The organism is Anaerocolumna sp. AGMB13020, assembly GCF_033100115.1.
Classification (GTDB): domain Bacteria; phylum Bacillota; class Clostridia; order Lachnospirales; family Lachnospiraceae; genus Anaerocolumna.
On record NZ_CP136910.1, the window covers coordinates 646,293 to 664,160 of the forward strand.

General features: G+C 39.1%; 18 protein-coding genes and 1 riboswitch. Of the genes, 9 read left to right on the forward strand and 9 right to left on the reverse strand.

Annotated elements, in window-relative coordinates; translation table 11 throughout:
* Window positions 1–6 precede the first annotated feature (6 nt).
* Together R2R35_RS02745 and R2R35_RS02750 are read left to right on the forward strand one after the other, a co-directional pair.
* Entirely contained in the window at window positions 7–423 is a 417-nt protein-coding gene (locus tag R2R35_RS02745) for a glycosyl hydrolase family 18 protein (protein ID WP_317732962.1), read from the forward strand.
* 25 nt (window positions 424–448) lie between these two features.
* Window positions 449–1,399 carry a multicopper oxidase domain-containing protein gene (locus R2R35_RS02750; protein ID WP_317732963.1) on the forward strand — a complete coding sequence of 317 codons (951 nt, stop codon included), beginning with the start codon at window positions 449–451 and terminating at the stop codon, window positions 1,397–1,399.
* A gap of 4 nt (window positions 1,400–1,403) precedes the next feature.
* Here R2R35_RS02750 and R2R35_RS02755 read toward each other — a convergent pair whose 3' ends face one another.
* The 3 genes from R2R35_RS02755 to R2R35_RS02765 form a co-directional block, all read right to left on the reverse strand.
* Window positions 1,404–2,141 (reverse strand): amino acid ABC transporter ATP-binding protein, encoded by a 738-nt coding sequence (locus R2R35_RS02755; RefSeq protein ID WP_317732964.1) that lies wholly within the window; start codon window positions 2,139–2,141, stop codon window positions 1,404–1,406.
* 137 nt (window positions 2,142–2,278) lie between these two features.
* Window positions 2,279–3,043, reverse strand: coding sequence for an amino acid ABC transporter permease (locus R2R35_RS02760; RefSeq protein ID WP_317732965.1), 765 nt, complete (start codon window positions 3,041–3,043; stop codon window positions 2,279–2,281).
* A gap of 191 nt (window positions 3,044–3,234) precedes the next feature.
* Window positions 3,235–4,074 (reverse strand): transporter substrate-binding domain-containing protein, encoded by an 840-nt coding sequence (locus R2R35_RS02765; RefSeq protein ID WP_317732966.1) that lies wholly within the window; start codon window positions 4,072–4,074, stop codon window positions 3,235–3,237.
* 228 nt (window positions 4,075–4,302) lie between these two features.
* Window positions 4,303–4,482, reverse strand: a riboswitch (Lysine riboswitch).
* Window positions 4,483–4,642: 160 nt separating this feature from the next.
* On the opposite strand from R2R35_RS02765, the gene R2R35_RS02770 reads away from it, so the two are divergent.
* Together R2R35_RS02770 and R2R35_RS02775 are read left to right on the forward strand one after the other, a co-directional pair.
* Entirely contained in the window at window positions 4,643–5,656 is a 1,014-nt protein-coding gene (locus R2R35_RS02770; RefSeq protein ID WP_317732967.1) for a substrate-binding domain-containing protein, read from the forward strand.
* Between the two features lie 185 nt (window positions 5,657–5,841).
* A complete protein-coding gene (locus tag R2R35_RS02775; RefSeq protein ID WP_317732968.1) occupies window positions 5,842–7,560 on the forward strand; it encodes an ATP-dependent metallopeptidase FtsH/Yme1/Tma family protein in 1,719 nt (572 codons plus the stop codon).
* 371 nt (window positions 7,561–7,931) lie between these two features.
* Here R2R35_RS02775 and trxA read toward each other — a convergent pair whose 3' ends face one another.
* From trxA to R2R35_RS02800, 5 genes are all read right to left on the reverse strand, one after another.
* On the reverse strand, window positions 7,932–8,249 hold the full coding sequence (gene trxA, locus R2R35_RS02780; RefSeq protein ID WP_317732969.1) for a thioredoxin: 318 nt from the start codon (window positions 8,247–8,249) through the stop codon (window positions 7,932–7,934).
* 135 nt (window positions 8,250–8,384) lie between these two features.
* A complete protein-coding gene (locus R2R35_RS02785) occupies window positions 8,385–8,864 on the reverse strand; it encodes a glutathione peroxidase (RefSeq protein ID WP_317732970.1) in 480 nt (159 codons plus the stop codon).
* Window positions 8,865–9,068: 204 nt separating this feature from the next.
* Entirely contained in the window at window positions 9,069–9,698 is a 630-nt protein-coding gene (locus R2R35_RS02790) for a hypothetical protein (protein ID WP_317732971.1), read from the reverse strand.
* Window positions 9,699–9,739: 41 nt separating this feature from the next.
* Window positions 9,740–10,612, reverse strand: a complete 873-nt coding sequence (aguB, locus tag R2R35_RS02795; protein ID WP_317732972.1) for an N-carbamoylputrescine amidase — start codon at window positions 10,610–10,612, stop codon at window positions 9,740–9,742.
* Window positions 10,613–10,710: 98 nt separating this feature from the next.
* Entirely contained in the window at window positions 10,711–11,721 is a 1,011-nt protein-coding gene (locus tag R2R35_RS02800) for an agmatine deiminase family protein (RefSeq protein ID WP_317732973.1), read from the reverse strand.
* Window positions 11,722–11,850: 129 nt separating this feature from the next.
* Between R2R35_RS02800 and R2R35_RS02805 the strand changes: the two genes are divergently transcribed.
* Genes R2R35_RS02805 through R2R35_RS02820 form a run of 4 tightly spaced genes read left to right on the forward strand, consistent with a single transcriptional unit; the run spans window position 11,851 to window position 15,481 of the window.
* Complete coding sequence (locus R2R35_RS02805; protein WP_317732974.1) at window positions 11,851–12,816, forward strand: hypothetical protein; 966 nt, start codon at window positions 11,851–11,853, stop codon at window positions 12,814–12,816.
* Window positions 12,788–13,807, forward strand: a complete 1,020-nt coding sequence (locus R2R35_RS02810; protein WP_331670208.1) for an SPL family radical SAM protein — start codon at window positions 12,788–12,790, stop codon at window positions 13,805–13,807. The genes R2R35_RS02805 and R2R35_RS02810 overlap by 29 nt, the downstream gene beginning before the upstream one ends.
* Window positions 13,808–13,810: 3 nt before the next feature.
* A complete protein-coding gene (locus tag R2R35_RS02815) occupies window positions 13,811–14,506 on the forward strand; it encodes an SDR family oxidoreductase (RefSeq protein ID WP_317732976.1) in 696 nt (231 codons plus the stop codon).
* A gap of 12 nt (window positions 14,507–14,518) precedes the next feature.
* The gene (locus R2R35_RS02820; RefSeq protein ID WP_317732977.1) at window positions 14,519–15,481 is read left to right on the forward strand and encodes a phospho-N-acetylmuramoyl-pentapeptide-transferase; all 963 of its coding nucleotides are present in this window, start codon (window positions 14,519–14,521) and stop codon (window positions 15,479–15,481) included.
* A 620-nt stretch (window positions 15,482–16,101) separates the two neighbouring features.
* Here the strand turns inward: R2R35_RS02820 and R2R35_RS02825 are convergent.
* Window positions 16,102–16,833 (reverse strand): sugar phosphate isomerase/epimerase family protein, encoded by a 732-nt coding sequence (locus R2R35_RS02825; protein ID WP_317732978.1) that lies wholly within the window; start codon window positions 16,831–16,833, stop codon window positions 16,102–16,104.
* Between the two features lie 166 nt (window positions 16,834–16,999).
* Between R2R35_RS02825 and R2R35_RS02830 the strand changes: the two genes are divergently transcribed.
* Window positions 17,000–17,842: an AraC family transcriptional regulator gene (locus R2R35_RS02830; protein WP_317732979.1), complete on the forward strand. Its 843-nt coding sequence runs from the start codon at window positions 17,000–17,002 to the stop codon at window positions 17,840–17,842.
* Window positions 17,843–17,868: the final 26 nt, after the last annotated feature.

Genomic DNA, 17,868 nt, shown 5'->3' on the forward strand with positions numbered 1-17,868 from the left:
ATTCCAATGGCAACTGCTCCCTTAAACAGCGTCAGGCGTGTACTTGCATATGGTACTTCCGTTATAGACCCTGACAAGATCTTAATGGGTATGCCTAATTACGCTTACGATTGGCCTCTTCCTTATGTCAAAGGAGAAACCAAGGCCGAAACCATCAGTAACGTTGAAGCTATTGAACGAGGAGTACAGCATAATGTAACAATTCAGTTTGATGAAGCCTCACAGGCACCTTTTTACTATTACACAGCCGCGGATGGTATAGAGCATGCCGTATGGTTTGACGATGCCAGAAGTATGAATGCGAAGTATCGCCTCATTCCAGAGTTCGGATTGAGCGGTTCTGGTGTTTGGCAGATTATGAACTATTTTCCGGGAGCCTGGTTAGTGGTTAATAACTTATTTGAAGTAGCAAAGGTTCTTTAAAAGTCAGATTTTCAGGAGTTATAAAATGAATAGTAATGTTCATCAATCAATAGAATCCAAAGGGCCTGCTTATATCTGGGAATCCCACCTTATGACTCCGGATATGTCCATCGCCCCTTATAAGAGTTCTCATAAAGCAAGATCATTCTGTCTAAAAGCAGAACCCATTGAACACCCAATCCTTTCTGAGGTTACCCTGGACGCATTAGGCTATAATGGCAAAACTCCAGGGCCTGCTATTGTAATTGTACAAGGGGAATGGCTTTTTCTGACTCTTGAAAATCATCTAGAGGAAGCTACTGGAATAATGATACAAGGCTACGCAAAAGCCGGGGCGTTAAAAAACATTCCGGATTTTGAACAGTACGGTCCCAGTATTGAACCGGGAGCTTCTTATACCTACAAGCTTCTTTGCGACAAACCTGGAACTTTCCTGTACCGTTCCTCCCATGATTTTCAGTCATCGCTGGGTCTTACCGGTGCCTTGATTGTTCTTCCTGCTGAGGAAAATATCGATCCGGATAATATTCCGGATAAGGACTTTATATTATTAATGCAGCAATGGGAGATATCGGAACTGCCTTTGGGTAAAATTATTCCAGGCAAATACAAGCCCAATAAGTATCGAAGAAACCCTAACTTTTTTACCTTGAACGGTAAATGCTACCCCAATACTGCTCCTATACACTTTAACAAAGGCGATAAAATCAGAATGCGTTTTATTTCAAAAGTTGGTGAAGTTGGCTGGATTCACTTGGAAGGGCATCCCTTCCAGGTAATTTCCATTAATGGCTTTACTAGATATAACCAGATGAATGATACCATAGAATTTAGTTCGGGATTTCGCTCAGAGATTGAGCTGACAGCAAACAACCCGGGTAATTGGCTGCTAAATGCGACCGCTTTGTTTCAACAGTCCAATAACGGCATTTTCCCGGGTGGTATAACATCTAATATTATTTATTTAAAAGTTTAAATACTTATTTTTCCAATACTCTGCTTAAGAACTCTCTGGTTCTTTCATGCTTGGGATTATTAAAGATATCTTCCGGTTTCCCTTCTTCGGCAATTACCCCCTGATCCATGAATACTACTCTGTCTGCTACATCTTTTGCAAAACCCATTTCATGAGTCACAATTAACATGGTAAGTCCCATACCAGCCAGCTCTTTCATGACCTTAAGCACTTCTCCTACCATTTCAGGATCAAGGGCAGAGGTTGGTTCGTCGAAAAGCATAACATCCGGTTCCATAGACAATGCTCTGGCTATTGCTACCCTTTGTTTCTGGCCTCCAGACAATTGTCTTGGTTTGGCATTGATATATTGATCCATTCCTACGGTCTTCAGATATTTAAGCGCAACTTCCTTTGCCTCATCTTTTGCTCGTTTTAAGACCTTTAGCTGACCGACCATACAGTTGTCCAATATATTATAATTATCGAACAAATTAAACTGCTGGAATACCATACCAAGTTTTGTACGATATTTAAAAAGATCATGTTTGTCATCCAATATGTTTTCACCATTATATATAATCTGTCCACCGGATGGCTTCTCTAAAAGATTTACGCATCGAAGAAGTGTTGATTTGCCGGATCCTGATGAACCGATTATGCAGATAACTTCCCCTTTATTTACTGTAAAATCAATATCTTTTAAGACTTTATGATCACCAAAGGATTTACTTAAATGCTGAATTTCTATTAAATTCTCCATTGAATTACCTATATTTCCTTTCTTCTTACGCTTTAATAAATTTCACATCTGCTTATTAGCCTTAGCAAAGGCAGCCGCGAAATGATATCACTTACTATGCAGCTGTCTTTCTATGCTGTCAACAAACTGTTAGTCTGTTACCTTCCTGCTTTTTTAGCTTTGTCTTCAGGTTTCTCCACCTGCATCTGATTGCCAAGAAGTATATAATTGTCCGGACCATCCAGCTTTTTCTCGGCATAGCGCAACAGCTTTGTAACGGAATAGGTCATAACAAAATAAATAATACAGGTAATAAAAAAGGTATCATAATAACGGAAGGTATTGCTAACAACCGATTTTGACATGAAGAAAAGTTCGGTTACAGAGATAACATTGAGTACTGAGGTATCCTTTATATTAATAACAAACTCATTTCCGGTAGCAGGCAGTATATTACGGATTACCTGAGGCAGAACAATATAACGCATGGTCTTAATGTGGTTCATACCAATTGCCTGTGCCGCTTCAAACTGTCCTTTATCAATGGAAATAATGCCACCGCGGACGATTTCAGACATATACGCACCTGTGTTAATGGAAACGATAAAGATAGCTGCAATTGTCTTGTTCATACTAATATTCAAAGCTTCCGCAGAACCGTAAAAAATCAACACTGCCTGCACGATCATGGGAGTTCCTCTGAATATGGCAATATATACGGAAAGAATAATGTTCACTATTTTTAGAACAATCTTTTTGATTCCTCTCTCCGGTACTGGAATAGTTCTTATAACTCCTATTAAAAGTCCAATAACAGTTCCTATAACAGTTCCTATAATGGATATATATAAGGTAGCCCATGCTCCCCGTAAGAACATCGGCCAATAACTCATAAAAATATCTAATATACGTTCTAAATTCATCTTTATACCCATCGCATACCGCAGACTAGCTACGATACTGCCACAAATAATACAGGTTGAAAGAAGCCTGATGTGGCATCCTTTCCAAACTTATATTTTCTTTCAACCTACTTCCTCTAAAAGCTTAAGAAAAACCGGCTGCTGACATCACACCCGGTTTTTCCTCTGATAAATATGCAGTCTGACCGTAATTAATTGGCAGCAGGCTGATTCTTTATAGCGTTATCCATAATGCTTGTTCGATCTTCTTCTGAAATTCCTGAAAGAATCTCATTTATTTTAGTAGTTAAGTCACTGCCTTTCTTTACACCAACAGCAATTGCGGTATCATCATCTGAGGTGACAAAACCATCTGTAAATTCCACCATCACAAAATTTTCATTCGCGGAGGAAGCACTAACACCTTCCGGACGCTCAGATACATAACCATCAATGATACCAGATTCTAAAGCAACTCTCATGGAAGGGAAGTTATCCATAGCTGTTTCCTTTTTAACACCTTCGATCTGATCGATTACATTATAGTGAAAGGTACCCAACTGAGCAGTTACTTTTGCTCCTGAAAAATCCTTGATAGAAGTTGCGTTTTCATAGGCACTTCCTTTCTTTACTACCATAACCAGATTGGACTTATAATAATTATCTGTAAAATCAATTACTTCTTTTCTCTCAGCAATAGGTGACATACCAGCAATAATGGCATCGATCTTACCGGAAGTCAGAGCGGGTAAAAGTCCGTCCCAATCAGTTTTAACAATAACGAGTTTCTTACCCAGGCCATCTGCTATCTTCTTTGCAATCTCAACATCGTAGCCGCCTGCAAATTCAGAAACTCCATCAATTGCAACACCACCATTTGAAGAATCTAATTGAGTCCAGTTAAAAGGTGCATATGTACATTCCATACCAACTCGAAATACTTCTTCTCCATCTGCTGAATCACTTCCCCCAGTGCTTTTGGTTCCACATGCTGTGAAAAGTGTCACAACGGACAAAGTTACAGCAAGCATAGCCATCCATCTCTTTCTCATAACCATCTCTCCTTTTATTATCCCTTTTCAGGGTATTTATAAGTTCAAACCGATTTTTGATGTCTCAGAGTGTGTGTTTAAATACTTCCTTATGATTCTACCCAAACCACGAACAAAATCTTTAGTTTAACTTATATAATAATCCTTAATGCATTAACTTCATTGAATCAATGCATTAAAAAAAGTCCTAAGCAAATACAGGACTTCTAAATACAGCCCCACAATCCCAAATGAGATAGCACAACTTATCAGCCGGGTAGCCGATAAGACAGTCCTGCAGCTATTAACTACAGCCCCAGCAGCATGCATTGAGGATACATAACTGCTTCGGCGGTCTTTCCTTCTCCTAATCCTCATAGCTCCTCTGCTCTGATTAAGACTGTTAAAGGCCGCGCCTCTACCTCACTGCCATAGTGAGGTTTTATTCAATTTATGTTTTTAATCTTACAACACAAGTCTAAGCTTGTCAATCCTTCAAAACGATTTTTTAAGTCAGATGGGGGTTAGCCGAATGCCCCATGCTACAGATGCATATATTAATTAATATACCAGCAAAAGGTTTGATAACATGAATCCTGTCAAAAAAATACTTCACGGTCTCTTACTTGTTACAGCAACTCTTCTGTTTCTTGTTCTATATGAACATTTTAATCTGGAAAAACAGTTGACACTGGCTCCTGCTAATAATGCTGCTGTCTCGGAAACCCCTTACACGATAGGTTGGTCTGTTTACAACAGTGATTACGAGTTCTTTCAGACCATGGAAGACGGTGTATTGGCAAAAGCAAAGGAATTAGGAATAAATGTTATAACTCACAATCAGAATAGCAGTACCTCCGAAATGATATCCGGTGTTTCTGATCTGATAGCGCAAGGGATTGACGCCTTGGTGATCTCACCCTTTAATCCCAATGCCATGCCAGTTATTTCTGCAATGGCACAAAATGCTGGAATTCCTGTTATAATCGTTGATATCGGAACGGATGACGCCTCCTATGACGCTTTCATTGTATCTGATTCCTACGGTGGAGGGGTTCTGGCTGCCGAATATGCTCTTAAACTGTTACAGGATAAGAATAACACCAGTAAAAATGCAGCAATCATTAAAACAGAAGCTACTGCAGAGTATGCTAATCTAAGAGGTGATGCCTTTAAAAGAGTTATGACTGACAGCGGCTATACCGTCGTAGGCGAACCAAGGGGTGATTCCAGAGAAGACCTTGGGTATTATGCAATGAAAGAACTCCTTGCCAGATACGGTGATGACCTGGCTGTCGTATTCAGCGAAAATGATCGTATGGCTATTGGCGCAGCGAATGCACTCAAAGAAGCCGGTAAAACCGGCGATATCATCCTGATTGGATTTGACGGAGATGCAGCTGCAATAGCCGCTATAAAAGATGGACTCATGCAAGGTACAATTGCTCAGAGACCCTATGAAATGGGAACATTAGGCACTGAAACAGCCTATAAGATTCTTCGCGGCGAAACGGTAAGCTTTGATGACAGGACGGATAAGCTGATGTTAGTGGAAGTCAGCCTTATTGATCAATATGCTAACATAATGCCTCTGATTCCTTAAATACACGATAGCTGTCCATAATCTCTATTCTCTTTTACAGCTGAAGGTATTTACCAGATTCCTGCATAATTACCAGTAATATTTTGTAGATTTATGGTATATATTGCTTTACAATAAATCTATTGAATTCTGCAAATTTAATAGGTCTATTACAATAATAACGTAAATCTCAGGGAGGATATTTCATGAAGAAAATATACTGGTACATCCTTGGTGCACTGATCCTGGTCTGTATAGGTGCATTGGGAATCTCAAATTTACGCTACCGCAATACCGATATGTCCTACCCCTCTTTTTTGGAGGCTGTGGAGAACGAACAGGTAGCTTCTGTAACAATAACCACGGAAAGCCCCAATTTTCAAGCTTTCTTAAAAGACAACAAATCCGAAAAATTTACTGTTCCCAATCCTAAAACAGAAGACTTTACGGAATATCTCCTTTTGCATAACGTTAAGCTAAACTATACACAGGATAATATTTATGTGAAAGCACTTCAGATTTTATTTCTTCTTGCAGTCGGAAGTGTAATATTCTTTTCTATTAGAAAAAATACCAATAATAAACCCTTGATATCCGATGCCACAAAAAAAACCGCAAACACGCCTAAAGTCACGTTCAGTCAGATTGCAGGTAATACAGAGGCCAAACTTATGGTTGAGGATGTCATTTCATTTATTAAGGAACCAGACAAGTATAATGAAGTTGGTGCCCGTATGCCCAGAGGTATCCTCTTGTATGGACCTCCCGGAACTGGTAAGACCCTTATGGCAAAAGCCATTGCAGGAGAGGCCGGCGTACCTTTTTATGCAATGAGTGGTTCTGACTTCGTACAGATGTATGTAGGTGTTGGTGCCAGTCGTGTACGTTCCTTATTTAACAAAGCAAAGAAAAGCGAACGTGCTGTAATTTTTATTGATGAAATTGATGCAATTGGAAAGAAACGAGCCAGAAGCCTCTCTGCAAGCAACGACGAAAGAGATCAGACCTTAAATGCTCTGCTGACTGAAATGTCAGGTTTTCACGACAACAGCGGAATTGTAGTCATAGGAGCTACCAACCGACTTGATACCCTGGATGATGCCCTTCTTAGACCCGGACGTTTTGACAGGCAGATAGAAATCGGTCTGCCGGATGTAAATGCCAGAAAGAAGATTCTTGGTCTGTATGCCGGTAAAAAGCCCATATCCGATGATGTGGACCTGGAAGGTTTGGCGAAATCAACCGTTTACTTTAGCGGTGCCATGCTAGAAAATCTGTTAAACGAGGCAGCGATTAACGCCGCCAATGAAAAACAGAAGGTCATAAACAGAGAGCATATCGACCGAGCTTTCTATACTGTTATTGCAGGTGCACCAATTATGGATCGAAGTTATATTTCCGAGAAGGATAAGAAAATTACTGCTTATCATGAAGCGGGTCATGCCCTGGTAACAAAACTGATCAAGCCAGACCAATACATTTCCAAGGTCACTATTATCCCGAGTGTAAAGGGTGCCGGAGGTTTCAATCTATCCATACCAAAAGATACCTTATTTAAGTCCAAGCAGGGCATATTATCAGAAATTAAGGTTTTATTAGGAGGCCGTGCAGCCGAAGAACTCATATTCGGTAAAGAAGAAATTACCACCGGAGCCAGTAACGATATTGAAAAAGCCTCCTCTTTGCTTTATGATTATATGAGTCGTTACGGAATGGATGAAGATATGGGTATGTTCAGTCAGGCTGCCCTTGCCGATACCCTTGATAAGGGACTTCTGGAAAAATGCCGTGTTCAGATGAAGCAACTATACAACGAAGCCTTTGATTTATTAGCTGCTAACCTTTCAGTTCTTGAAAGCATAACAAACGAACTATTGGACAAGGAGTCTTTAAATGGAGAGGATATTGATCGGATCTGCGCATAGAAATTAACTACTGACTTCTTCTTAATCGATAATTGGATAAAAAAGCGGCTGCATATTTAAAGTGTCAGCCGTTTTTATGTGTGCTCTTTATGCTACTATCCTTATCTCTTACAATGCAGTAGATTGAAGCTATACAATAGATTGAAGTTATGCAATAGATTGAAACGATTCAAAAGATTGAAGTTATGCAATAGATTGAAACGATTCAAAGATTGAAGTTATGCAATAGATTGAAACGATTCAAAGATTGAAGTTATGCAATAGATTGAAACTATACAATAGCTTGAAGTTGCCAAGGTATTTGGAAGCCTTAACCTAAAAATGCTGCCGCAGTTTGACACTGCAGCAGCATTTGGTTCCTCACTTAATAATTATTCTTCCGCTTTCTTAAGGAGTTCTTTAATTTGTGCCTTGGTCTGGACTCCAACGGATTTTTCCTTCAGTTCACCATTCTTAAAAATGAGTAAAGTAGGAATGGAGCGGACTCCATATTCAGCTGCAATATCGGAATTCTCATCTACATTGAGCTTTCCTACCTTAACCTCTTTTTCCTCCTCCGCAATAGCTTCCACTGTAGGGCTTAACATCTTACATGGTCCGCACCAGTCAGCATAGAGATCTACCAGAACAACTTTATCGTCCTTTAACACTTCCTTTTCAAAATTCTCATTATTTAATACATGTACCATAATAACTCCTTTCCTGAATATAAAATCATTGATTTAATGTTTTTAAAGTTTTAGTGGAACAGTCTTTTATCATCAATGAAAATTAATTCTATCTTTTAAATCTTGTCTGCAGGTTACGTAAGGGACTGTTATTCATTATTTCTTTAACAGTTCTTTTATCTTTTCTTCCATTTTAGCAGGATTTACAGTAGGTGCATATCTTTCAACCACCTGTCCCTCCTGGTCGATGAGGAACTTCGTAAAGTTCCATTTTATATTATTACCTAATGTACCTTTTGCTTCATTTTTCAAATACTTATAGATAGGATGTGTATTGCTTCCGTTTACATCAACTTTTTCATACATATCAAAGGAAACACCATAATTTAATTGACAGAACGAATTAATTTCATCATTATTCCCCGGGTCCTGTCCGGCAAACTGGTTACAGGGAAATCCAAGTATAACAAGCCCTTCATCCTTATACTTCTCATACAGCTCTTCCAGATCCTTAAACTGTGGAGTAAAACCACATTTGCTGGCAGTATTTACAACAATTGCCACTTTTCCTTTGTATTCGTCCATGGAATGCTCTTTACCGTCCATCTTAACGGCAGAATAATCATAAAATCCCATCTTAACCTCCTGCTTATTTATTTTATTAAATTTAATTGTGTTCAATATATTTAATATATCTCTTTCTTCCTCTTTTGTCAATACCCTGTGTAGGGATTATCAAATAAATCTCTTACGGAAAATTACCAAAGCATCTTTTATAAAAAAAGGACCGCAGCTTATAACATAAGCTTAGGTCCCCTCAATAATATTTATACATTAAGATTAGCTGTAATAGATTAATCCACCATGCATTTTGGTGGTTAGATACCATAGTCCTAAATCGAAATCTATCTTTTTACCTTCATCAGAAGCTGTTGCCCTGATTCCGTTTTCTGTAATATCTGCCGCGGTTATAGTAATCCAATGCCAGCCCTGGATACTCTTTTCCAGACCTCTTGAAAGATTTAAGAATGCAAGTGGACAATCCGCCTCCAGGCCTTCCTTTACAAAATCAATAATATCCTTAACCTCTCTTAATTTTCTCGGCTTTTTATCTGCTTCAAAAACCTTAGGTGTCAGGTTTATCTTCCTCTCTTTCAGATATCGATCAAAACCCTCGGTAAATTTATTTACATGATTGACCCCCATTACGCCCGGGGTCACATACTGAAACATCTCTTCCATGTGCTTTGTAAAATTCGTCTTATCCATGGTGTCATAAGGATAAAGGGCTTTCACACCTTCATTAGCCGCTGCAAGATAAGCTGTAATATTAGCAGCGCTGGTAGGTCCACAACCAGCTTCCCTGTTCCAGTTTTTTTCATACCATTCCTGGTCTCCACCAAAGTAAGATGTATTCTCTAAGGCACTTGTTATTGTAAGCAGTTCTTGTTTTTTAACAGATACAAGCATAACCGCACCTCTTTTCTCTTTCTATCTGTAACATATCTTTACTATTTCACTTTTCCGTCATAGGTAAGGATTGCTTTATATAATTCGGGTCTTCTGTCTCTAAAGATTCCCCATTCTACCCTTGCCTTTTCCAGTTCCTCCAAATCAAGCTCTGCAGTCAGAATCTCTTCTTTATCTCGGGAAGCTTCTGCTATTACCTCTCCGGTACCATTCGTAATAAAGGAGGAACCATAAAAGTTGATTTCCGAATCCTCTGCTTTCTCTACTCCGATACGGTTAGAAGCAATTACCGGAACCAGGTTACAGGCAGAATGACCAATCATGCATCGCTGCCAGTGTCCTTTTGAATCAATTTCTCCGTTTTCCGGTTCTGAACCAATTGCCGTGGGATAGAAAAGAAGCTCTGCCCCCATTAAAACCATACATCTGGCTGCTTCCGGAAACCACTGATCCCAGCAGATGCCGGCTCCTATCTTGCCGTATTTCGTATGGAACACCTGAAAACCTGTATCCCCAGGATTAAAATAATATTTTTCTTCGTATCCCGGTCCGTCCGGTATATGGCTCTTTCGGTATACACCAAGAACTGTTCCATCTGCATCAATCATAGCGAGAGAATTGTACCTGGCATAATTGCTCTTTTCATAAAAACTTATTGGTAATACAACCTTCAGTTCTGCTGCCAGACGGCTAAAATGCTCTACTGCTTTGTTGGCACTTAAGTCCATGGCATACTCATAGTAATCCGGTTTCTCCTTCTGACAGAAATAAGGTGTCTCGAAAAGCTCCTGAAGAAGTATAATATCTGCTCCTCTGGCTTTTGCTTCTCTGACAAGCCGGTCTGCTTTCTCAATATTTATATCAATGTTATCCGTACAGCTCATCTGGGTAGCTGCAACTGTTACTTTACGCATAAAAACCTCTTTTCTTTCTTTTCCTTGCCTTAAGTTGTGTCTGGCAGCTTATGCCGGTCTGCCTGTTGTAAACAGCAATAATATATAGGAATCTTATCTTAAGAACGTGACGGCATCTGCTGGGTAATGCAATGAACATTACCGCCTTCTTTGATTAAGGGGATACCATCCACTTTTCTAATGATTCTATCCGGGAAGGTCTCCTTTAGTATTCTTTCTGCCTCCATATCAGTATCTGCTGCGTCTTCACCAAAAACAGGTAATATAATGCCGCCGTTTACCATGTAGTAATTAATATAACTTAAGGTAAGCCTTTCCTCTTCATAGTATCTAGCTGGAGGTTGCGGAAGCGTAATTAGCTTAAGCTTTCTGCCTCTGGCATCCACTGCAGCTTCCAAGGTCTTTTTATTATCCTGGGTTATCTGATAATTTGGATCTTCAGTATCTTCGCAAATCTGTAATATTACCATACCAGGATTAGCAAAGCAGGCTGCATTGTCAACATGTCCATCCGTTTCATCACCGAATAGCCCATTTTTTAGCCAGATAATCTTCTCGATTCCAAGTCTTGGCTTAATAATTGCCTCAATATCTTCTCTGGTTAAATGAGGGTTCCTGTTTTTATTCAGGAGGCATTCCTCTGTAGTCAGTAGGGTTCCTTCTCCATCCGTATGGATAGAACCACCCTCCAACACCAGGTCCACCTCCTCCACCGGTACCTCATAGGCTTTTGCAACAAGGCTTGCCACTTTATCATCCAATTCATAGGAACCGTACTTCTCTCCCCAGGCATTAAACCTCCAGCTCATTGCCGTCAGGACCTTACTGTCTTTGTATACAAAAGTTGGTCCATTATCCCTGCACCAGGCATCATTATGCGGAATTTTAAGTAGCTCTGCGTATTCTGCTATTTCATTGAGAAAAGGGTGTTCTTCTCCTGGATTTATAATAACCGTAACCGGTTCAAACTCACTGATTGCTTTTATAACGTCTCGGTAGCCTCCGGCAACCTCTTCATAATTCTCAGGGTGCACCAGAGAGGACTTAACAGGCCATTCAATAAATGTCCGTTCATGTTCTTTCCATTCACCGGGCATAACATAGCTCATATTCTTCATTCCTTCGTATTTTTTTTATTTCCTTATTATATCTATTAATCTTCATTCTTACAATATTTTTTCTTAAAAATTAGAATATACATTGACAGGCAGGTAAAAGTTTCCCATAATAGAGATAATTTGAATTCTATTTTGGAAGGAGGGGGCTACTGCAAATGCTGCAAATTAGCCCTTACTGTTATGCTTATTATTGCTGCTGCACTTTATAGTGAAGCAAAACCTTTTATAGATTATCTTGCACTTAAGAAAGATACATCCTGTCACCACTGCCAGGTCTTTCGTAATAAGGACACTGCATTATATCTGACCGGAACCGGTCCCATGAATGCTGCAATTAAGTCTGCTGTCTTTCTTGCTACAGAACCTCTTGCTGATACAGATTATTTCCTAAATATCGGTGTCTGTGGAGCTGCCACAGAGAAAGAAAGGAACAATATCCTCTTAGGTACACCTGTCCTCTGTAATAAAATTATTGAACATGCCTCCGGTAATACCTATTATCCGGATGTTCTCTATAAACACCCCTTTCAGGAAGGTACGGTTATAAGTTCTTATCAGTTCATGACCTGGGAAATGGTAAATGCATATTTTAAGGACATTTCACCACCGTTAAGGAATACCGGCTTAAGCAGTATGTTTTTTGCAGATATGGAGTCTTCTGCCCTTTATCAGTCAGTATCCTGCTTTTTTAAACTAAACCAAATGTTTTTTATAAAAGTCGTATCCGATTATATAAGCCCTGCAGCGGCAGAGCAACGGCTGGTAACTTCTAAAGACGTTAGTCAGCTTTTAAAAGAGCAGGTTGGCAACATATTAAACTGGTTAGAGGATATTATGGCAAGTACCCCTGGCAGACCTGCGGAATTTTCAGAGGATGAACTGCATTACCTTACTGCTCTGTCAGAGGACTTTAAATTCTCCGTTACCATGGCCAACGAACTGAAACAATACCTTCGATATTATAAGCTGCAAAAGGGAGAATTCATCCCATTTACAGAAATTTTAAGAGAAAATATCCCTCGTTCTGTAAAAAGTAAAGCGGAAGGGAAGAAATACCTTGACTACTTTAAGAAAAACCTTTTATAATTCGTTTTTTTCTCACATATATATAGAAAAAGAAGCTTTGAATTATCCAATAACTAAAACCATACTTGCTCATTACCCCAATGCTGCTATCGTAATGATTGACCACTACAAGGATGTATTTAACCGACGGCAGCAAAATTACAGGGAACAGAAAAATACACCTTCGCTGATTCTGGCAGTGAATCCAACTACAGGTATCTATGAAGGTTCTGCTGCCTGTCAGAATTTTGGAAATGACAACTTTTATTATACCTCAGGTGTAATGAACTGTATCTATGATTGTGAATACTGTTATCTGCAGGGCATGTACCCCAGTGCCAATATGGTAGTGTTCGTTAATCTAGCGGATTCTTTTCATGAAATACTGAAACTTTTAAAGAAACAGAAGGTCTACCTATGCATTTCATATGATACTGACCTCTTAGCACTAGAGTCCTGGCTCGGTTATGTCAAGTGCTGGAATGAGTTTGCTGTATCAAATAAAGAGCTTACGATTGAATGCCGAACCAAAAGTGCTTCTGTTAACCAGCTTAAGACCTTAATACCATCAAATAATTTCATACTTGCCTGGACTCTTTCCCCTCCCGCCGTTCAGAAGACTTATGAGCATAACACGCCTTCTTTTTCAAACCGTCTGACAGCGATTGAAAAAGCCATTGAACTAGGGTTCACCATACGTCTGTGCTTTGATCCCCTGCTTCGGGTACCGGACTGGAAAAAGGAATACGAAGAAATGTTTACTGCGATTTTTCAGCGGATTCCGGCGAAGCATATCCTGGATGTGAGCCTTGGCTGTTTTCGTGTTCCCGCAGATTTTATGAAGGTTATGAGGAAGCAGAATAAGGAGTCCCTTGTTTTGAACTTTCCTTATACCAGTGAGAAAGGAATTTTAAGTTACCGCTCAGAGGAATCGGAGGAAATATTATCCTATTGCTTATTTTTATTGACGAAATGGATAAAGGAGGATAATATTTATGTCTGGAAGGAGTAACATATGAAAACAGCCATTGTAACCGGGGCATCCTCAGGAATAGGCCTTGCCATAACCAGGATGCTTCTTAAAAAAGAATACAAAGTCTATGCCTTTGGCAGAGAATTTAAAGAGGACTCCCCTGAAGGCAGCAGTTTTATACCTGTAAACTGTGATATTACCAATACCTCTCTGCTTACAGAACATATAACTGCCATTAAAAAGAAAGAAGAGATAAGCCTTCTTGTTAATAATGCAGGTGTAGGTTATTTTGGCCCCCACGAGGAATTGAATCCAAAGAAGATTCATGAAATGGTAACTGTGAATGTAGAAGTCCCCCTTTTAATAAGTCAGCTCTTACTAAGGGACCTTAAAAAACATAAAGGCGTTATTATTAATATATCCTCTGTAACCGCCAGAGGCAGCAATACTTACGGCTGTGCTTACGGTGCAACCAAAGCCGCTTTGACGAGCTTTTCCGGAAGCCTTTTTGATGAAGTGAGAAAATATGGTGTAAAGGTATGCACCATTCACCCGGATATGACCAAAAGCAATTTTTACCGTAATGCAAACTTTAAGGAAGGGGATACACAAGATTCTTACCTATTACCCCAAGAGGTTGCAGACGCTGTGGAATTAATGATAACAGGCAGAGAAGGACTGGTGATGACAGAAATTACATTAAAGCCTCAGCTTCACCGCCTTCAAAAAAATAAATGATAGGAGAACATAATGATTACTCTGTTAAATACCAACTTAGACCATAGAATGATAGCTTTGATCGGCATACTGTTTACCTATGCCGCAACCTTTATACTTTTAAAATTTGGAACCGGAATACTGCCCCGAGACGGTGGCAGGGATTTCGCTCATGACGGCAAACTCTCACAGGGTAAGCCAAGAGGTGCAGGTTTCCTTTTCATACTGGTATTTGCCATTGCGACTCTCCTGTTTCTTCCCATATCAAATGAAGAACTTATCTATGTTATCATGATACTGGCAGCTATGTTAACCGGTTTTCTGGACGATTGCTCCAAAAATCCATGGGGAGAATTAAAGAAAGGTCTGCTGGATATGGCTATTGCTGTTACAACTGCAATTACCTATGTTAATTTTAATTCCTCAACCTTTGATATACCTTTTATTAGCAGCCCGGTAACCATACATCCGGTTCTATTTGTTATATTGGCAACCATCCTGATCTTTGTTTCTATTAACGTTACAAACTGCTCCGATGGTGTAGACGGTCTTTCCGGTACTTTATCTGTCATTACACTGTTAACAATCTATGGACTGGGTAGAATTACGGGAATGGATCCGGGTGATACTTATATGCTGTTAATCATGGTGTCCTGTATTATGAGCTATCTCTGGTTTAATGCTACTCCAAGCCTTATGATGATGGGGGATGCAGGTTCCAGGGCCCTTGGCTTCTTTATAGCTGTTGCTGCTTTAAAGACCGGTAGTCCTCTCCTTTATATCCCGGCTGCTTTTATGCTGATACTGGATGGCGGTCTTGGTCTTATAAAGGTATCCCTGATCCGTTTCCTAAAAGTTCGTATTTTAAAGAACACCCTTACACCTATACATGATCATGTTAGAAAGAATCTTGGCTGGTCGAACACACAGGTAGTATTTAAATTTGCTATCATACAGATTCTTATCTCCTTTACCTTGATCTGGATCTTAACCTAAATACCATCTTTACTTCGCCTCTGTTTAACAAAAATACCGTCTTCTATTCAAATTAAAGCCTGTAATAGAAGACGGTATTTTTTTGTTAACTGGAGTCAATGTACTTACTTTGATTTTTTTGATGAAGCGGCTGATGACGTAGCCTGTGGAGCTGATTTCTCAGCAGACTGCTTTTTCTTAGGTGCCTTCTTTGGATTCTTATCTCCCATCTGTATCACCTCCTTTGCCAGCTAAATCATAAAAAGAATCATCTGTTATCCATTGTATGGTATTTACCATTATTTGTCAATTAATTACTTGTGTTTCATAGATATCCTCAAGGTTTTTGCGGCTGAAAAAAGCTGCACCTCCCACTATAAATTACGTAGTAAATGCAGCTATATTGTTGGTTCGTTCAATATGAAATTGTCGATTTATCGTAATCACTGTGTAATCTCTGTTTTACTTTACATATTGACTGTATTACTTGTTGCTTTGTATTACTTATTGTCTTTTTATGCATTATTTGGTTTAATTCATTTGATTTGTATTAATTATTTGCTTTATTCTTTATTGCTTTTATATTATTTGCTTTGTTCATTATCTGTTTAACTCGTTATCTGCTTAACTCATTATTTTCTTTATTCTTTATTTAACAGCTTGTTAAGATAGTTAATACTTCGTCCTATATCAGATAGTCCGTCGGGACTGGGATTATCGTTTTCAATTATTAATTGACTTAAGCCAATTTGGGATGCCATGGCAGCAATCCCTTTGATATTATTATACCCTTCGCCCAAGGCAAGGGGATGCCCTTCAAAATCACCATCTTTCAGATGGATAAGCGCAATATCCTCGGCATGCTCTTTTATATATGCACAGGGTTCTGTACCGGCATGAAATACCCAGAAAGTGTCCAGCTCCAGTCTGATGGTCTCTCTTATGAGCTCGATAGGCAGCCTGCCATCCGGCAGCTTCACAAATTCATGGGCATGATTATGGTAAAGCAATTCCATGCCATTTTCTTTGACCACCTCTCTTGCAGTGGTAAGAATTTTAAGAAGATTTTCCATCTCCTCCTCTGTAGAAGTAGGAGCAATTGCGCATGCAATATAAGGTACTCCAAGAATTTTATGATAGCGTACGGTTTCCTCTAAATTAACACTTAAGTTTTCAAGACTCTGGTGACTGGATATGGGTGTTAATCCTATCTCCTTCAGATAATCTCTTAAGTCTTCTGCCGTAAGATCTGCAAAACCTGCAAATTCCAGTTCTTCAAACCCAAGTTCCTTTACTTTTTTCAATATTTCTTTTAATTCCTCTCCATTTGTATAGGAATCACGTATGGTATACAACTGTAAACCCTTTTTCATTAAACAAATCCTCCTGGTTTCTCTATAATAATTTTAATTTATGCCAGATAATGCTGTCTAAATTTAATTTGTTTTTCGATTACATATACATTATAATAAGGTATTAGTTAGATGTCGTGTCACATGATGGTATCATTGTGACAAATAATGCTGCAAAGGAGCTTCTATGGTCGTAAAGAATCAACCTGAAAACAACAGGTATCGTAATGGTATCTCCTATGAATATATGCGTGACAGCAAACAGGCCTTTAACTGCTGGGAAGCGGTGAATAACAAATTCTGGCCACATTTTCACAGCAGTATTGAACTTATTTACGTCACAGAAGGAGAATTGAAGGTTACCTTAAATGGTCAGCTTTACAGCATATATAAGGATAATGTTCTGATAGTACCCAGTTATTATATCCATAGCTACGACACCGATGAGTATTCCAAAGCATATATTGCAATTATTCCGCTGGACTCTATTCCATCCTATAAAACCATGCTTTCACGCAAGACTTTTATTAACCCGCTTATCAGTAATTCTACTGACAAGACTGAACTCCTGCATTTATTTGAATGCCTCTGCCAATATAATACGGACAACGTTGATCCCGTAACTGCTTCTATTCGTAAAGGGTATTCCTACGCTTTGATGGGACTGCTGATTCAAGAAAGCGGTTTAACTGAGGTAACCAACAACAGAACCATATCTTTAGCTCAGGAAATTCTTATTTATCTTCAGGAGAATTATCTGAAACCTGTTAGCTTAAAAGACACTGCACTTCATTTCGGTTACAGTAAAAGCCGTTTTTCCCATATATTCAATGAATACTTTGACTGTACTCTGGTGGATTATATTAACGGATTGAGAAGCAGACATGCACTTAAGCTTCTGCAGGAAAGCGATACTACGGTAACTGAAATTGGCTTTAGCTGTGGTTTTGACAGTACCAGAACCTTCTACAGGGCATTTTCCAGGACTTTTGGCTGTACACCGGGAGAATACCGTAAATCAGGAATGTAATAATATAAGACAAATATGTAATCATT

What these genes read in the sequence shown, in the direction of transcription:
- R2R35_RS02745 (WP_317732962.1), top strand. Translation starts at nt 7, where the DNA reads ATGGCAACTGCTCCCTTAAACAGCGTCAGGCGTGTACTTGCATATGGT.
- R2R35_RS02750 (WP_317732963.1), top strand. Translation starts at nt 449, where the DNA reads ATGAATAGTAATGTTCATCAATCAATAGAATCCAAAGGGCCTGCTTAT.
- R2R35_RS02755 (WP_317732964.1), bottom strand. Translation starts at nt 2,141, where the DNA reads ATGGAGAATTTAATAGAAATTCAGCATTTAAGTAAATCCTTTGGTGAT.
- R2R35_RS02760 (WP_317732965.1), bottom strand. Translation starts at nt 3,043, where the DNA reads ATGAATTTAGAACGTATATTAGATATTTTTATGAGTTATTGGCCGATG.
- R2R35_RS02765 (WP_317732966.1), bottom strand. Translation starts at nt 4,074, where the DNA reads ATGAGAAAGAGATGGATGGCTATGCTTGCTGTAACTTTGTCCGTTGTG.
- R2R35_RS02770 (WP_317732967.1), top strand. Translation starts at nt 4,643, where the DNA reads ATGAATCCTGTCAAAAAAATACTTCACGGTCTCTTACTTGTTACAGCA.
- R2R35_RS02775 (WP_317732968.1), top strand. Translation starts at nt 5,842, where the DNA reads ATGAAGAAAATATACTGGTACATCCTTGGTGCACTGATCCTGGTCTGT.
- trxA (WP_317732969.1), bottom strand. Translation starts at nt 8,249, where the DNA reads ATGGTACATGTATTAAATAATGAGAATTTTGAAAAGGAAGTGTTAAAG.
- R2R35_RS02785 (WP_317732970.1), bottom strand. Translation starts at nt 8,864, where the DNA reads ATGGGATTTTATGATTATTCTGCCGTTAAGATGGACGGTAAAGAGCAT.
- R2R35_RS02790 (WP_317732971.1), bottom strand. Translation starts at nt 9,698, where the DNA reads ATGCTTGTATCTGTTAAAAAACAAGAACTGCTTACAATAACAAGTGCC.
- aguB (WP_317732972.1), bottom strand. Translation starts at nt 10,612, where the DNA reads ATGCGTAAAGTAACAGTTGCAGCTACCCAGATGAGCTGTACGGATAAC.
- R2R35_RS02800 (WP_317732973.1), bottom strand. Translation starts at nt 11,721, where the DNA reads ATGAGCTATGTTATGCCCGGTGAATGGAAAGAACATGAACGGACATTT.
- R2R35_RS02815 (WP_317732976.1), top strand. Translation starts at nt 13,811, where the DNA reads ATGAAAACAGCCATTGTAACCGGGGCATCCTCAGGAATAGGCCTTGCC.
- R2R35_RS02820 (WP_317732977.1), top strand. Translation starts at nt 14,519, where the DNA reads ATGATTACTCTGTTAAATACCAACTTAGACCATAGAATGATAGCTTTG.
- R2R35_RS02825 (WP_317732978.1), bottom strand. Translation starts at nt 16,833, where the DNA reads ATGAAAAAGGGTTTACAGTTGTATACCATACGTGATTCCTATACAAAT.
- R2R35_RS02830 (WP_317732979.1), top strand. Translation starts at nt 17,000, where the DNA reads ATGGTCGTAAAGAATCAACCTGAAAACAACAGGTATCGTAATGGTATC.